Raw genomic sequence first — 13,697 nt, forward strand, 5'->3', positions numbered from 1 at the left:
CTGCGAACTATTTCATAAATACTAACCAATGTGTTTTACTACGTTTATTGCCGATTAACGGCCTTTGTCCAAAGCATTTCAAGACTTCTCTTAGAGGTATCTGATCCTCATTCCACTTGAAAATTAATGTTCCGTTCGTTTTTAAAACTCGCATACATTCGTCAAATCCTTGTGCAATGTCCTCTCGCCAATTATCGTCAAGCTTCCCATATTTTTTGGCCAACCAAGATTCATCACCGGCTTTTAATAAGTGTAGTGGATCGAAAACAACCAAATAAAAACTTTCATCATCAAATGGCATGTTTCGAAAATCTGCAATAACATCAGGTTTGACTACTAACTTTCGACCGTCACATAACTCTGTTTCTAATTCACGTTTATCCATAAAAATTACATCTTCGTTTTGTTTATCAAACCAAAACATTCTGCTACCGCAACAAGCGTCCAATACTTTGTCCAAATTCATTCACTCCTTCACAGTTGACTACCCTAAAGTGAATCCGTCTGTTTTACTCCAACATTCCGCCCCTACTACTTGAAAAGCAAAAGAAGAAAGTTCTAACCATCCATTTATCTGCGAGACTGAATCGGCAAACATTTCCTCTGTCATTCCCATTTCGAAAAGTGCTTCTACTTTTTCTGGCGTATCCTTCGTCATCACATACTCACAATCACCGCACCCTACAGAATAATCATCAATACTCATACTATTTAAAACATCAAGTTTCTCTTGTGCAGTCATTTTACTCACTCTCCTTCGCTTTATGGTCGCACTGCGACATTACTTAACTGGTTTGAGTGGGTCAATTTCCACTCTTTCTAACACTTCTGTAAGTATGGCTTCGTGATAATGACAATTTCCACAAATGTATTTGTCTTTTACTTGCCATTCCCAAAGCCAAAACTCATTTGTTTTAACCCCACAATGATTACATTCGGTTGCAAACCTCATTCTTAATTGAAGAATAATAATCACCCTTCCTTACTGAGCAGTTTCGCTCTACTCCGCGCTATCAACTCCGCCAGTCAACGCAGTCAACTCCGCCTTTGCCTCGTCAATCTCCGTTTTATTCCCCGCTTTCATCGCGTCCGATAACGTTGCTAACCAGTATCCGATTGCCACGTCGTTTGCGGTCTTTCCGTCCTTCTCCGCCATATCCTCGTCCTCCTTTCGCGCAGGACTTAACGTCATCGGTCCGGTAAAGTCCGGCTGTATCCAGTTTTGGCTATACCATGTCGGATCGCCCTCGAGCCGATACACGTTGATATGTCCGTTTTCCTCCGGTCTGACCTCCGCAATCTTGCCTCGGTAAGGCTCCGAATGTCCGTGCACATCGAGCGGATCTCGCACAAAGACGTAACCGCCGACGGCTGCTTCGTACGGGTCGGTGTATGGGGCCGATTCTTCCTCCGCGAGTAAAGCGTCGATCCATGCGTCCTCCTCTGCGAGGCGTTTCCGGTGGCGGTTAGCGAGGTAGGCGGAGGTGCCCGCTGTAATGATTGCGCCGATTGTCGTTAGTACCGTTAGTTTTCGCAAGTTATCGCCTCCTTTATTTCCAAAAATTCTACGAGCTGGTATATGTCAATAAATCCGATAACGCCTTTTCCTTGTCCTCCTCTGCGTACATATCGATATACTCGTCGGCCCCGCCTTTGCGTCGGTTTATCTTATAGAGAAACAATACTATTCCTAAATTTCGTGTTTTCTGCGCCTTTAAATAGTACACACTAACGCCTCCCTCTTTTCGAATCTCCCGCAAATTCAAACTCCACGCACATGTCCCCGATTCTGTCCGCCAACCTCGCATCAAACACGTCCGCCAAGCCGTCCATTGCTATATTACTCGTATATACCGTCGGGCGCTCGTTTGTCACCCGATGATTTATTACGTCGTGCAAGTCCGATCGAAATCCTTCCGTAGCACTCCGCACACCTATATCGTCGAGTACCGCAAAGTCCGCCTGTTTCGCGCGTTCCAGTTGCCGGTAATACTCAGTCGCTTTCGGCGCGGCAATTTCATCCGGCACCCTACCACGGTTGAACCCGTTATATGTTGTTTGTGCCTCGTTTACGTCGAGAAAATACGCCGGCTGTCTCGGCGGAGCAAGCCCGCGTTTCTTTGCGCCGAGGTACACCGCGGTCAGGTACGCGTTGAGTAGCGCAGCCGCCGTGGTCGTCTTGCCGGTGCCGGGCGATTCCGAATAGAGATACACGGATTTAATACGGTCGCCTCCGTCGTACACACGCTCGAACGTGCTGGCGTATTTCGTCAACCTTGCGTATATGTCCGCCTGGTCCGCTCGTGCCGGCGAATCTGCCAGCGTAACCAACCGGTAATCCTTCGGCAGTCCTGCGAGCGTGTGCCGTCCGCTTGCGCTGTGAATGGCGATGTAATGTCCGCAGGTGTCGTTACAGGCGGGCGTGCCGGCGAGCTTGCACGGCGCGGCTAGTACGCAGCGTGCCTCATTCGTTTGTTGCGTCAAATTGCGTCACTCCTTCCGTCTGTTACGTAGCTTTCGATTTTTCTCAACGATTTTTCTACGTCGATTATCCGCTGTCTCACTAGCGAACAGCTTTTCGATAAATTCCTCGGCAGTTATTTCGCCGTTATCGTATTGCTTGCGAAGTTTTGCGTCGGTATCTACGCTCATTCGCTTACCTCGCGCGAGTCGTCTACGAGGATTCCGCGTATTCCGACAGGTGATCTCGGATGACACTCGAATATTCCGGGTGTATTTTTTACCGACGCTATGGTCCTATACTCGTCTTCCCTCTCGATATAAACAACGTTCCCCGGACGCTTTTCCGTCGGCTGCGGTGCGGTCAAGTATTCATCCGGCACGTCCAATCCGAGCGCTCGACGGAGGGCGACCGCCTTTCCGATATGTGCGTTGAAGCAGTCGTTCGGCGCACACTTGGCGATTCCGCGGAATGAAGTGTGTGTACCTCCGTTTATTGGTGATTTATACGTTATATAACACACAACCGTACGCTTATCGTTATTTATCGAAAAATTAACGGTTTCTAATGCCGGATTAAATGCGCTCGGCGGGTAATTTAACGAAGGGCAACCCGGCCGCCACGTCGTGCTCAACGCCTCAACGTCCGCCTTCGCCCGCTCCACGATTTCGTCCCGCTGTTCTTGCGGTGATTTAATCGGTCGCTTCAATGTAATAGGTCCCGTCGTTGTTCCAAACGTAATCCACCCATCGCCTTCTAGTCGTTCAACCTTCTCCTTTAACTCGTCGATTTCCGCTTCTAGTCGTTCAATAATTCCGCTCATTTTACCGCTCCCTTTCGGCTTGTCGCCGGTTATTTTAATTTCGCCTATGCTCCGAATATGATTGCCGGCGCGAACAGTACCGCCGCAAGGGCGATCCAGCCGGCCACTGCGAGTAGTGCTTCGGTCAGTTCCGTCGTCATGGTCCGACCACCTCGATTCGTACCGGCTTGTTCGGGTGGCAGAAATCTTCATATATAACCGTCACTGTTTCCGCTGCCTTATTAATCATCCTCAGGAATCGTCCCTGCCCGTCCACTTCGGTTACAACGTACACGCCCGTCACGTCCTCGCCGGAGCATTTCCGTCCACTTGCGATCATGCCTTTGTTTACGAGTGTTTCGCTAATTGCGCCCACATTCGTCAGTCCTTCCGTTATTTGAATTCGTCGAAGATGCACGGCTTCGCTTCGAGTATTTCGTAAAGGTATTCGTGTGCGTTCTCCGCGGTAATGTCGACGCCTGTTAGCGCCTCGATTTCGTCGCGTGTTTCCTTCGGCACCATTTCGAGCAGCGCCGATCCGTAGCCGAGTTTGTTCACCATTGCGTCGTACACTTTCGGATAGTACGTGCGCATCCAGTGCATGTAGCCGTATTTCACCGGGATCGGGCACATTTGACAGCCCGTACGAGGCGCGAATATCGTAAATCCGAGTTTCTCGAGCTCCATCGCCTGTCTCCGTCCGACCGTCTGCGTCTCCTTATCACGCAGACTTTCCGTATCCAGCCCGAGACGTGCCAAGTCTCCGCCGTATTCGTTGATAATGTCGGTTAAGTCGTCCGGGTAGCGTTGGATCAGGTTCTTCCGGTATAAATCGTTGTACGGTACGTCGCGCCACTCTACGTACTCCCACAGGTCCGCCTCGTCCCACCAAAGAATCGGCCGCGACACGTACGACTTCCATGTGCCGGACGAGTAGAAGTATTCACCATCGCGGAGGGCTGCGAGTAAACGTTGCCGGCTTTCGTCCGCGCGTAATCAGTTAATAATGAGGTCCCATCCGTTTTCCCGCGTTGCGCGGTTCATCGGTTCATGCTTCAGTGTTCCGCAGCATTTCTCCGATAGAGGCTGGCCGTTTTTACGCGAACCTTTCCGCGCGGTGAAGTACGAGCCGTCGATGCCTCCGTTATCGTCGATTACCTTTTTCAGCGGCTTTTTCGGCTTGGTCACGATCAGCCGTAGCTTCCACTGTTCCGTTAACTCCTTCGCGAATGTCTGTACCTCCCGGAATTCGTTAAGCGTGTTATTCCACACGATATCGATATCGGAAGGAGCTCGGCCGAGCTCCGCCATCGCTTTCCGCGTCAGGTAAATCGAAACCACCGAATCGATTCCGAAGCTGCACGACACCACCGGTTTTTCTGCGCGTTTGATGCCGGTTTTGATAATCTCGACTGACCACCGTTCCTTTTCGCTGATCGGCGCGTCCTTGCGTTCGTTGAAATGCTCGTACCGCACGTCCTTTTCGGCGCGTGTCCGAAGCCACCGTTTCTTTCCTTCAATCTCAGTCTGTTCCGGCTGCACCTGCGCATCGTACGCTTTTGCGATCGTTACTGAATCCGTCAATGTACCGCCTCCCCCTAGAAATAATCGTCAATCTCGTCCGCCGTCATTTTCGTCTGCTCGCGCTCCTTGCGCGCCTGCTCCTTGCGGCGTTCCTCCGCCAGTTGCGCCTGTGCCTTCGTAAGGTTGCGGTCCATGTACGAATACATGAACGTAAATGCCGCGAAAGGGTATTCCGGCTTCGGCGCGTATTCCGTCAGGCACAAGTCGATGAATCGCCGGAGCACCTCGTTACCATACCGGCCTTGCGCCTGCTTCAGCATGCCTTTTTCGCGCATCCACCGCTGCGACTTCGACCCGCCTCCGCCTGGCGCGTAGGTGACTCCGTAGAGCCCTGCGGTCTGGTCGATTAGATATTGCGAAAACGAAGCCACGTTCCATTCCGCGACGGGTAGCGACCGCCAGTCGGTCGATTTCGGTTTAGTCATCGCGATCACGCTCCTTCCGCTTAACGTCGTCGTCCGAAATACCCCAGAAATCCCGGAACGATTCCGGACCGACGCCCATGTCTTCCGCGACATGCTTCGTCTTCCTGTACGCGTTATTCGCCGTCTTGTCCGCTTCCTTTGCGATGTCTTTCAGATGATCGAACATCCTCCGTCCTCTCCTTCCGTTCTACTCGAAAATCTACCGCAGGTTTTCCGTGCATGCCGCAAGTCTCCACGTAATCCCGGAACAACTCCGTCATATATTTCCGCGGACCCGCTCCGTAGAATTCTCCGTTGATATAACAGCGGTACGTCACCCTCATGTTACCCGCCTCCATTTCATCTCATTTTCGTGCACAATCGCCATGGCTTCGACCCTTTCTTCTATATCGTCGAGAAGTAACAGCGTAATCTCCGCAAACTCGGCGGCTTCCGTGTTGGAGCTTTGCGCAACCTTTTCGGCGCGTTGCCGGATTTGTTCGCGGTCAGACTCGGTAACAGTTCGGTGTGCTTCTGTCATTTTACCGTCCCCTTTCGTTGATCCCGTTTTATCACGGGTAAATTAGCGCCCTAGCGTATCTCTAACGTATTACCCTCGGTAAGCCCTACCGCCTTAATTTTCCCGCAATGGCACAGGCAGAACACTACGTATGTGCGCTCGTATCTCCGTAACCTCTTCGACTAGCTCCGCAATCGACGTCGCTTCACTTCGCATGATTTCGCGGTTAACAATCGAGTTGAGCGCCGACTCGAGCGTGCCGTGATATGGGCGGGCTGACGCCGTGCGCCATACTTCTCGTGGCTGACGTGCAGCATGTTCCGGGTCGCTGGCGTCATAGCCGGGCACTTTCGTCGGGTCCGTGATATGGCGTTCCTCCACGATAAAATTGAGCTGGTCGGTGACAATACGGTAATCGTCCGTGATTTTAAATTGCGCCATTTACTCGTCCTCCTCCTTCGGGATGTACGTCCCCACCGTGTTTACACCGGGTATTTGGCGTTCTAGCAATTCGACAGCCGTTCGTATTCCGGAGGCTTTTCCGCAATGAAATGCCCGTACGTACGTGCCGAGAGGGTGGGCGTCCGCGATACGTTGTTCCGTATGGTACGCGTCGGCTACGAGTTCTTCCGGCGTTCGTTCGATCGTGTAGCCGAAAAGTAGAGCGGTGATGATGTCGGCAGGTCCGTGGTCGTCGACGTACTTCCGCAGGTGATCGTGTCCCGTATAGGTCATCCGCGAAGATATGAAAGAGATAACGTTGTCGGCTCCGTAGAGGGATCGGACAAATTCGAGGTTGTCCGCTACGGTGCGCGGCAGTGTCGGTAGGGTGATCGTCTTTTGCTTCGGCATGGTTTCGTCCTCCTTCGTTTAGTTAAAACCTTTCGGGCAAAGACCGCCCTCAACCTTCGTTCCTTACGTCACTCGGTCACTACTTTATCCGCGACAATTACTTATATCGGATACATTTTCGCGACAAGATAATGAAGACGAGCGATAGCGAAGTCCGGTGCGTTCTTTGCACCGCTACTCTCTTAATCTTTATAGATAGTTCTTTATAGATAGTTCTTTATCAGTTACCACCTAGTAGATATAAAGTTACCACCTAGTAGATTATATCTACTGGTTAGTGGTATTACGACCCTTCCGCTTCGGCTTTACCTCCTTTCCGACAATCCGCCCGGCCTCCGATTTCTTTTCGATAAGCCGCAGCAGATCTGTCCGTATATCCGATTCCTTTTCGCGAAACTCGTCCCGGCTTAACGGGTCATGGACGATGTAGTAAATTTTATCGCGTCCCCTTCCGCTCGGCTCCGTTTCGATTTCGATTAGTCCGGAAATTAGGAGTATGTCGTCCATTATGGGAATCGCGGAATATGATACTTGGAATTTTTCTACGACTGATTTCCGACCGTTCCACGACTTTCCGAAGTGGTCCGAACCCTCCTCGGTGTTTCGGTAGCGCAGTAGGAACATGTAGTATAGCAACGCCTTGTCTCCGATGTAAGGATGATAAAGGTCGAAAATATCGTGGTACATTATCGTGAAGCCGTTTCGAACGTTACCTCTGCGTATGTGTGGTTTCGTCAACTGACCGCCTCCTTTTCCGCTTTCATTACTTAACTACCAGCCTCGATTAGTTTTCGCACAAATTTACCGAAACTTTTTTCCGGAAAATAAAAAAAAGACGCCGGAGTTAACCGACGCCTGCTTCATCGCAATATTTTTCGATTCTTATTTAATGTTCCGTTGATTACGCTCATCGGGGAGTACCGTTCATGTTGCGCGCTCAACGACTTATCCGATAAATGCGTATATCTCATCGTCATTCTTAAATCCGCATGACCGAGAATCATTTGTAAATGGCGGATGTCCATTCCGTTTTCTAACGCCATCGTCGCACCAGTATGCCGAAACAAATGCGGATGAACGTTCTTCGATATCTCCGCTTGTTTCGCAAACTTTTCGAGCCTGTGCCGGAAGTGGTTCGGTGTTAACGACCCGCCGTAATTTGCGAGGAATATCAACTCGGTGTCCTCGAATACAGATACCTCCGCTACGAGTTCCTTCATTAACCGGGCAGTGCGTCGTTGGATCGGAACCCTACGACTTTTCCGTGTTTTAACGTTGTCCGCCCGTATATGTACGGAACAGTCGTTAAAATCCACGTCGTCGCGCGTAAGTTGACATGCTTCGTTGATCCGCATCATACTATCGAGTAGCAACGTCATAAGTACGTAGTCGCGGAAATCAGCGTACCTTCGTTGATCGGGTGCCGATAATAACGCCCTTAGCTCGTCCGCGGTCAGTACCGTGATGTCCTTATCGACCTGCCGAACGTTTTTGACGGAGTGAAGCGGATTATGATCCGCCAATCCCTCTGCGATTAGAAAATCGTAGAAGTTTCGTAATGTCTTTAGTACGGAATTAATCGATGTAGCGGACAGCCCAACCGTTTTCGCCGACTCCGGCTTATACTTATGGCCTTCATTTTTTACGTATTCATCGCGCATCCAGTTAACGAAATGACGATAAAATTCCACGTCCATCCGATCAATATTCGGCTCCCGCCCGACATGATCCGCGTATAAAAATAAAATGCGAAAATGGAAGCGGTAACTATCTAACGTAGATCTCGCTCGTCCTTCCGCCTCTTTCGCGAGGTAATACTTTTCGTAGAGCACCGGTATACTCTTTATTGATTGCCGCATAGTGATCCCGGCTCGCTCGACTTTCTGCGACTTCCCCTTCCGCTTATCCAAACGCGCCAATACAAAACGCCTCCTTTCATGGGCGATGAAAACGGAGCGCTTTACTCTCCGCTATAGGAGCACTTTACTACGTCCAATTCAACGGGTAATTCCCCACCTAATTCAACGCATGAAAAAACGCCATATCCGTTGATATGACGCGGTTTATCCGAAGTATGGTGGAGCATAGCGGGCTCGAACCGCTGACCTCTTCGCTGCCAGCGAAGCGCTCTCCCAGCTGAGCTAATGCCCCATAAGCTTGTGTGTATTACCTCACATTTATTGATTATAGCTGAAGGGTCTGAGAGGATCAAGCTTTTTTGCGAAAAAGATAGATTTTTGTTAAAAAATGATGAAAAGTATGTACCAAGCAATTCCTGCAACTATCGCCGCAGCTAGTCCGGCAAGAACGTTTTCTTTAATGATCTTTCGGTGTTTGATGCCATCAAAGATGACCCATCCGATAAAGATAGTGATTGCAAATATAATAGACTGAATCATATCATTTCCCCCTTCTGACCTTTCTATCTTATCAAATGTATGAATGGATTTCACTTCATTCTGTCAATAATGGAAAGAGTACAGTATGGGGAGGCAATTTTTGTGTTTCGATTATCTTCTTTTTTTCAAGCGGCTTCAAATCAACTACCAACCTTAATCAATTTATTAACTGCTCTCTTTTTCGTCATTTTTTTATTTGGTGGCATTGCTCATTATATAGAGCCTGGGGTTTTCCCTGATTTGTTCGATGGAATTTGGTGGGCGATGGTGACCATTTCAACAGTGGGCTATGGAGATTTCGTACCTGAATCAATTCCAGGAAGACTTATTGGCGTGATTCTTATTTTAACTGGTGTTGGAATTTTTTCTTTCTTTATAACAAGTGTAGCTACTTCAGCAGTTAATGCAAAAGATAATCACGTAAAAGGGAAGCACTCGTTTCATAAAAAAGGGCATATCATCATTGTAGGGTGGAACGAACGAACCAGACTGTTACTAAATAAAATTAAGAAACAAAACTCAAAAGCCCATGTTGTGTTAATCGACGAAACATTAGAAAAAAAGCCCTCTAACCTATCTTGGGTCCATTTTGTTAAAGGGTCAGCCAGCCATGATCATATACTACATAAAGCAAACATCCATGAGGCTTATACGGCAATCATAACCGCTGACTCGCATGAGGAAGAAGGACTTGCCGATTCAAAAACGGTGCTTTCTTTACTTGCATTTAAAGGGGTCAACCCTAAAATTTATACAATTGCCGAAATCATTACAGAATCACAAATATCAAACGCGAGACGAGCTGGTGCGGATGAAATCGTGCAAAGTTCAGTTCTCCTCAGTTCTTTAATGAATAACGGTCCTGAATCTCATGGTGTAAGCCTGCTGATGCTGACTCTCTTACAAAAAGATACAAAAAATCAAATGGAATTAAAAAAACTTCCCGAAGAATGCATTGGCTTAACATATGGAGAGCTGTGTGAAGATTGGGATCTTTTTGAAGGTGAACACTTGTTAGGTATTTGGAGAGGTGATTCAGCTGAACTTCTGCCAGCTGACAGCTATGAACTAAAAGAAGGAGATCATTTAGTTGTTTTAGTAAAGAAAAAACAAACAGGCGACTAAAGAATAGTTAGTCGCCTCTTGGGTAAATTTTCATGTCGTGCAAAATAACTTGCTCCAGCTCTTTTATATATTCCTTCCCTGTGTTGATCCATTCCCCTGGGAAGTTGTCGTCTTTGTCTTCAGGTTCCGCGAACTGATTGACCCATGGATTCGGGTCATAAGTGTTATCATCGTCTTGCCCGCTTTCGTACGTGTGCGCTAATAGAAATGGTCGCCCCAGTCTAACAATCACTCCTCTTGTGTCAAGCTCCCCTTTTGCTGCATAAAAAGGAAGCCTCACACACAAATAGCTCGATTCATCATTCATAACGTAATCAAAATACCCGTGATCATAATCCCATCCTCCACCAATCGCATAGCCAATTGGTTTTAATTTCTTTTCTAAATCAATTAGTTTAAATTCCTGATTTTCCAAGGGAGATTGGACTTCAATCATTGCCTCCCACCTCCAGAACGTTGTTTTCAATAGCATGTCCTAGGAAAGGTTTAATTATTTACTATTAGTGCTACTGGCAACATTGTTTTAGAAAAGAGTCAATGTATAACAAATTAAAAAATCCGTTGATAGGAGCAGTATACGCTTCATCAACGGATCTTTTCATTCATTTTTCAACATATTTCCCGGGAAACCTTATTAATAACCGACAAAAATCGAGTAGTATACCCAAATTCCTTACAGTCTTTTTTCAAGCTCTGCTTTTTCTTTTTCAAAACCTGGCTTGCCGAGTAGGGCGAACATGTTTTTCTTATAGGCTTCTACTCCTGGTTGGTCAAATGGGTTCACACCAAGAATGTAACCGCTGATTGCACATGCTTTTTCGAAAAAGTATACGAGATAGCCGAAGTGGTATTCATTCAATTCTGGAATGTTTAACACTAAGTTTGGAACGTTACCGTCCATATGCGCTAGCATCGTACCTTCATAAGCCCTTTTGTTAACAAAGTCCATTGTTTCTCCAGCAAGATAATTAAGTTTATCTAGGTCGTCTTTTGCTTCTGTGATCTTCAATTCTTCACGTACATTTTCTACATTAAGAACTGTTTCAAAAAGGTCGCGACGCCCGTCTTGAACGTACTGACCTAGGGAATGTAGGTCTGTTGAAAAGTCCGCTGCGGCCGGGAAAATTCCTTTACCGTCTTTCCCTTCACTTTCTCCGTACAATTGCTTCCACCATTCACTTACATAGTGTAAAGCTGGCTCATAGTTTACCATGAGCTCAATCGTCTTTCCTTTGTTGTAAAGAGCATTTCGTACGGCAGCATATTGATAAGCTTCATTTTCAACAAGGTTCGGACTACTGTATGCTTCACGAGCATCCGTTGCTCCTTGCATCATCGATTCAATGTTTAACCCACTTGCAGCAATTGGCAGAAGTCCCACAGCTGTTAAAACAGAAAAGCGGCCGCCGACATCATCAGGGATTATAAATGATTCGTACCCTTCTTCAATTGCAAGCTGCTTTAAAGCACCTTTTTCTTTATCCGTTGTTGCATAAATACGTTTGCGTGCTTCCTCAATTCCGTATTTTTTCTCTAAAAACTCACGGAATATACGGAATGCAATTGCCGGTTCTGTAGTTGTTCCGGATTTTGAAATGACGTTAACCGATACGTCTTTTCCTTCTAGCACATCAAAAAGATCGCGAACATAAGTAGAACTGATATTATTTCCTACAAAGATAACTTGTGGAGCGTTACGTTGTTCTTTTTCTAACACGTTATAAAATGAATGGTTGAGGGCTTCAATAGCAGCTCTTGCACCGAGATAAGAACCGCCAATCCCGATCACCAGTAAAATATCGGAGTCGGACTTGATTTTCTCTGCTGATTTTTGAATGCGGGAAAACTCTTCTTTATCGTAGTTAACAGGAAGGTCTATCCATCCTAAGAAGTCATTTCCAGCACCTGTACCGTTATGTAAAGCTTCATGAGCTGACTTAATCGCTCCAGACAATTGCTCTACTTCGCGTTGAGAGACAAAGTGAGACGCTTTTTTGTAGTCAAACGAAATCGTTTTTGACATATTGATACCTCCATTGATGAGAAACGCTATTTTTACTCTTCCACTTTTCACTTTATTAAAACAACCCTAATTAATCAAGCGCATATATAATTATAAGCGTATCCAATAAAAAAAAAAAAAAACAGCTGGTTTTCTGCGTTAACTTTCTGCGCTTGTTTTAAAGTTTCATGGATGATTTCTTTGGCTCTTTTCTAAAACATTGTTGCTATTTGTTTCTTGAGCGTTTTAATAAGTGCAGCGTAAAGGTAGCTGTCCGATTATAGTTTCTGATCTTTTAAAAATAAAGACACTCATTAAGAGTGCCCTTAGTTAACCATTATAATGCTGCATTTAAAATTGCAACAACGTCTTCTTTTTCCAAAGCATTAAAGTTTCCAAATGGGCCTCTTGCCATCGCTTTGTCGGCCATTTCACCGATTCGGCTATCATCAATGTCATAATCGGCGAGACGGTTGGGTGCTCCTAAACTGCTCCAAAATTGTTCTAAGCGTTCAATACCTTCTTCAGCAACTTGACGGTCCGATTTACCTTCAGTGCTAATCCCCCATACATTCACGGCAAGCTGAACTAATTTGCGCTCTCCTTTGTCCAAATGATGTCTCATCCATTGCGGGAATAAAATCGCAAGTCCTCCTGCGTGAGGAATATCGTAAACAGCAGAGACGGCGTGCTCAATGTTGTGTGATGCCCAGTCTCCTCGAGCCCCCATTTGCAGTGTTCCGTTTAAGGCAATGGTACCAGAATAAAGGATCGTTTCACGAAGCTTTACATCATCTAAGTTTTCGACCAGCTCTGGTCCTGCTTCGATCACTGTTTTGAGGACAGCTTCACACATATTTTCTTGTAGTGGTGTGTTTGTTTGCACGTGAAAGTACTGTTCAAATACGTGACTCATCATGTCAACGATCCCATAAATCGTATGATCCTTTGGAACCGAAAGCGTATTTGCTGGGTCAAGGATCGAAAATTTCGGGAACACAAGTGGGCTTCCCCATCCATATTTCTCATGGGTTTCCCAGTTTGTTATAACAGACCCTGAATTCATTTCAGAACCCGTTGCGGCTAACGTAAGGACCGTTCCGAACGGTAGCGCATCTTCAGGTGTTTCTTTTTTCGTTACTAAATCCCAAGCATCACCATCGTATTTTGCCCCGGCAGCAATCGCTTTCGTACAGTCAATAACACTGCCGCCCCCGACAGCTAATAGGACGTCAATCTCATCTGTTTTACAAATTTCTACGCCTTTATGTACTGTATCAAGACGTGGGTTTGGTTCTACCCCTGCCAATTCACTGACCTTAAAACCAGCTTCATTTAAAAGAGTCGTTACTTCTTCATGAAGACCGTTACGTTTAATACTTCCTCCTCCATAAACAAGAAGAATTTTATTTCCAAATAGCATTAATTGATTTACAAGCTGTTCTTTTACTTGTCCTTGACCAAAAATAAGTCGAGTCGGATTTTGATAAATAAAGTTATCCAATGTCATCACTCCTTTATCAGATTTAAGTCCCTTTTATTATCTAC

General features: G+C 46.6%; 18 protein-coding genes, 1 tRNA gene and 1 pseudogene. 1 reads left to right on the top strand and 19 read right to left on the bottom strand.

Annotated features, from left to right (window positions below; translation table 11 throughout):
- Positions 1 to 7: 7 nt before the first annotated feature.
- The 16 genes and pseudogenes from CDZ94_RS09770 to CDZ94_RS21550 form a co-directional block, all read right to left on the bottom strand.
- Positions 8 to 466 carry a class I SAM-dependent methyltransferase gene (locus tag CDZ94_RS09770; RefSeq protein WP_096436579.1) on the bottom strand — a complete coding sequence of 153 codons (459 nt, stop codon included), beginning with the start codon at positions 464 to 466 and terminating at the stop codon, positions 8 to 10.
- A gap of 18 nt (positions 467 to 484) precedes the next feature.
- Entirely contained in the window at positions 485 to 742 is a 258-nt protein-coding gene (locus tag CDZ94_RS09775; RefSeq protein WP_096436581.1) for a hypothetical protein, read from the bottom strand.
- A gap of 258 nt (positions 743 to 1,000) precedes the next feature.
- Positions 1,001 to 1,537: a hypothetical protein gene (locus CDZ94_RS09785; RefSeq protein WP_096436585.1), complete on the bottom strand. Its 537-nt coding sequence runs from the start codon at positions 1,535 to 1,537 to the stop codon at positions 1,001 to 1,003.
- 191 nt (positions 1,538 to 1,728) lie between these two features.
- Positions 1,729 to 2,484 carry a P-loop NTPase family protein gene (locus CDZ94_RS09790; RefSeq protein WP_096436587.1) on the bottom strand — a complete coding sequence of 252 codons (756 nt, stop codon included), beginning with the start codon at positions 2,482 to 2,484 and terminating at the stop codon, positions 1,729 to 1,731.
- A 6-nt stretch (positions 2,485 to 2,490) separates the two neighbouring features.
- On the bottom strand, positions 2,491 to 2,652 hold the full coding sequence (locus CDZ94_RS21340; protein WP_157911741.1) for a hypothetical protein: 162 nt from the start codon (positions 2,650 to 2,652) through the stop codon (positions 2,491 to 2,493).
- Entirely contained in the window at positions 2,649 to 3,284 is a 636-nt protein-coding gene (locus tag CDZ94_RS09795; protein ID WP_096436589.1) for a hypothetical protein, read from the bottom strand. Before CDZ94_RS09795 ends, CDZ94_RS21340 begins: the two co-directional genes overlap by 4 nt.
- 372 nt (positions 3,285 to 3,656) lie before the next feature.
- Positions 3,657 to 4,805, bottom strand: a pseudogene (locus tag CDZ94_RS21700) (phosphoadenosine phosphosulfate reductase family protein).
- A gap of 56 nt (positions 4,806 to 4,861) precedes the next feature.
- Positions 4,862 to 5,272 (bottom strand): hypothetical protein, encoded by a 411-nt coding sequence (locus tag CDZ94_RS09810; RefSeq protein ID WP_096436593.1) that lies wholly within the window; start codon positions 5,270 to 5,272, stop codon positions 4,862 to 4,864.
- Positions 5,265 to 5,438, bottom strand: coding sequence for a hypothetical protein (locus CDZ94_RS21345; RefSeq protein WP_157911742.1), 174 nt, complete (start codon positions 5,436 to 5,438; stop codon positions 5,265 to 5,267). The genes CDZ94_RS09810 and CDZ94_RS21345 overlap by 8 nt, the downstream gene beginning before the upstream one ends.
- Positions 5,439 to 5,591: 153 nt before the next feature.
- Positions 5,592 to 5,792, bottom strand: a complete 201-nt coding sequence (locus CDZ94_RS09820) for a hypothetical protein (protein ID WP_096436597.1) — start codon at positions 5,790 to 5,792, stop codon at positions 5,592 to 5,594.
- Between the two features lie 93 nt (positions 5,793 to 5,885).
- Positions 5,886 to 6,212: a hypothetical protein gene (locus tag CDZ94_RS09825; protein ID WP_096436600.1), complete on the bottom strand. Its 327-nt coding sequence runs from the start codon at positions 6,210 to 6,212 to the stop codon at positions 5,886 to 5,888.
- Positions 6,213 to 6,623 (bottom strand): hypothetical protein, encoded by a 411-nt coding sequence (locus CDZ94_RS09830; RefSeq protein WP_096436602.1) that lies wholly within the window; start codon positions 6,621 to 6,623, stop codon positions 6,213 to 6,215.
- 267 nt (positions 6,624 to 6,890) lie between these two features.
- Positions 6,891 to 7,361, bottom strand: a complete 471-nt coding sequence (locus CDZ94_RS09835; RefSeq protein ID WP_096436604.1) for a hypothetical protein — start codon at positions 7,359 to 7,361, stop codon at positions 6,891 to 6,893.
- 122 nt (positions 7,362 to 7,483) lie between these two features.
- Positions 7,484 to 8,542 (bottom strand): tyrosine-type recombinase/integrase, encoded by a 1,059-nt coding sequence (locus tag CDZ94_RS09840; RefSeq protein ID WP_245415726.1) that lies wholly within the window; start codon positions 8,540 to 8,542, stop codon positions 7,484 to 7,486.
- Positions 8,543 to 8,698: 156 nt separating this feature from the next.
- A tRNA-Ala gene (locus CDZ94_RS09845) sits at positions 8,699 to 8,774 on the bottom strand.
- Between the two features lie 89 nt (positions 8,775 to 8,863).
- Positions 8,864 to 9,022, bottom strand: coding sequence for a hypothetical protein (locus CDZ94_RS21550; protein ID WP_198520810.1), 159 nt, complete (start codon positions 9,020 to 9,022; stop codon positions 8,864 to 8,866).
- Positions 9,023 to 9,124: 102 nt separating this feature from the next.
- Between CDZ94_RS21550 and CDZ94_RS09850 the strand changes: the two genes are divergently transcribed.
- The gene (locus tag CDZ94_RS09850; RefSeq protein ID WP_198520809.1) at positions 9,125 to 10,147 is read left to right on the top strand and encodes a potassium channel family protein; all 1,023 of its coding nucleotides are present in this window, start codon (positions 9,125 to 9,127) and stop codon (positions 10,145 to 10,147) included.
- A 7-nt stretch (positions 10,148 to 10,154) separates the two neighbouring features.
- Here the strand turns inward: CDZ94_RS09850 and CDZ94_RS09855 are convergent, their stop codons facing one another.
- From CDZ94_RS09855 to CDZ94_RS09865, 3 genes are all read right to left on the bottom strand, one after another.
- On the bottom strand, positions 10,155 to 10,583 hold the full coding sequence (locus tag CDZ94_RS09855) for a YugN family protein (protein WP_096436608.1): 429 nt from the start codon (positions 10,581 to 10,583) through the stop codon (positions 10,155 to 10,157).
- 237 nt (positions 10,584 to 10,820) lie between these two features.
- Positions 10,821 to 12,170: a glucose-6-phosphate isomerase gene (locus CDZ94_RS09860; RefSeq protein ID WP_096436610.1), complete on the bottom strand. Its 1,350-nt coding sequence runs from the start codon at positions 12,168 to 12,170 to the stop codon at positions 10,821 to 10,823.
- Between the two features lie 316 nt (positions 12,171 to 12,486).
- Entirely contained in the window at positions 12,487 to 13,653 is a 1,167-nt protein-coding gene (locus CDZ94_RS09865; protein ID WP_096436612.1) for an iron-containing alcohol dehydrogenase, read from the bottom strand.
- Positions 13,654 to 13,697: the final 44 nt, after the last annotated feature.

Origin of the sequence: Alteribacter populi (assembly GCF_002352765.1) — a bacterium.
In the GTDB taxonomy this organism is placed as follows: domain Bacteria; phylum Bacillota; class Bacilli; order Bacillales; family Salisediminibacteriaceae; genus Alteribacter; species Alteribacter populi.

Excerpts from the sequence above, each read along its gene's own strand:
- CDZ94_RS21340 (WP_157911741.1), bottom strand. The coding sequence starts at position 2,652 with ATGAGCGTAGATACCGACGCAAAACTTCGCAAGCAATACGATAACGGC.
- CDZ94_RS09820 (WP_096436597.1), bottom strand. The coding sequence starts at position 5,792 with ATGACAGAAGCACACCGAACTGTTACCGAGTCTGACCGCGAACAAATC.
- CDZ94_RS09775 (WP_096436581.1), bottom strand. The coding sequence starts at position 742 with ATGACTGCACAAGAGAAACTTGATGTTTTAAATAGTATGAGTATTGAT.
- CDZ94_RS09830 (WP_096436602.1), bottom strand. The coding sequence starts at position 6,623 with ATGCCGAAGCAAAAGACGATCACCCTACCGACACTGCCGCGCACCGTA.
- CDZ94_RS09770 (WP_096436579.1), bottom strand. The coding sequence starts at position 466 with ATGAATTTGGACAAAGTATTGGACGCTTGTTGCGGTAGCAGAATGTTT.
- CDZ94_RS09825 (WP_096436600.1), bottom strand. The coding sequence starts at position 6,212 with ATGGCGCAATTTAAAATCACGGACGATTACCGTATTGTCACCGACCAG.
- CDZ94_RS09855 (WP_096436608.1), bottom strand. The coding sequence starts at position 10,583 with ATGATTGAAGTCCAATCTCCCTTGGAAAATCAGGAATTTAAACTAATT.
- CDZ94_RS21550 (WP_198520810.1), bottom strand. The coding sequence starts at position 9,022 with ATGATTCAGTCTATTATATTTGCAATCACTATCTTTATCGGATGGGTC.
- CDZ94_RS09860 (WP_096436610.1), bottom strand. The coding sequence starts at position 12,170 with ATGTCAAAAACGATTTCGTTTGACTACAAAAAAGCGTCTCACTTTGTC.
- CDZ94_RS09810 (WP_096436593.1), bottom strand. The coding sequence starts at position 5,272 with ATGACTAAACCGAAATCGACCGACTGGCGGTCGCTACCCGTCGCGGAA.
- CDZ94_RS09795 (WP_096436589.1), bottom strand. The coding sequence starts at position 3,284 with ATGAGCGGAATTATTGAACGACTAGAAGCGGAAATCGACGAGTTAAAG.
- CDZ94_RS21345 (WP_157911742.1), bottom strand. The coding sequence starts at position 5,438 with ATGTTCGATCATCTGAAAGACATCGCAAAGGAAGCGGACAAGACGGCG.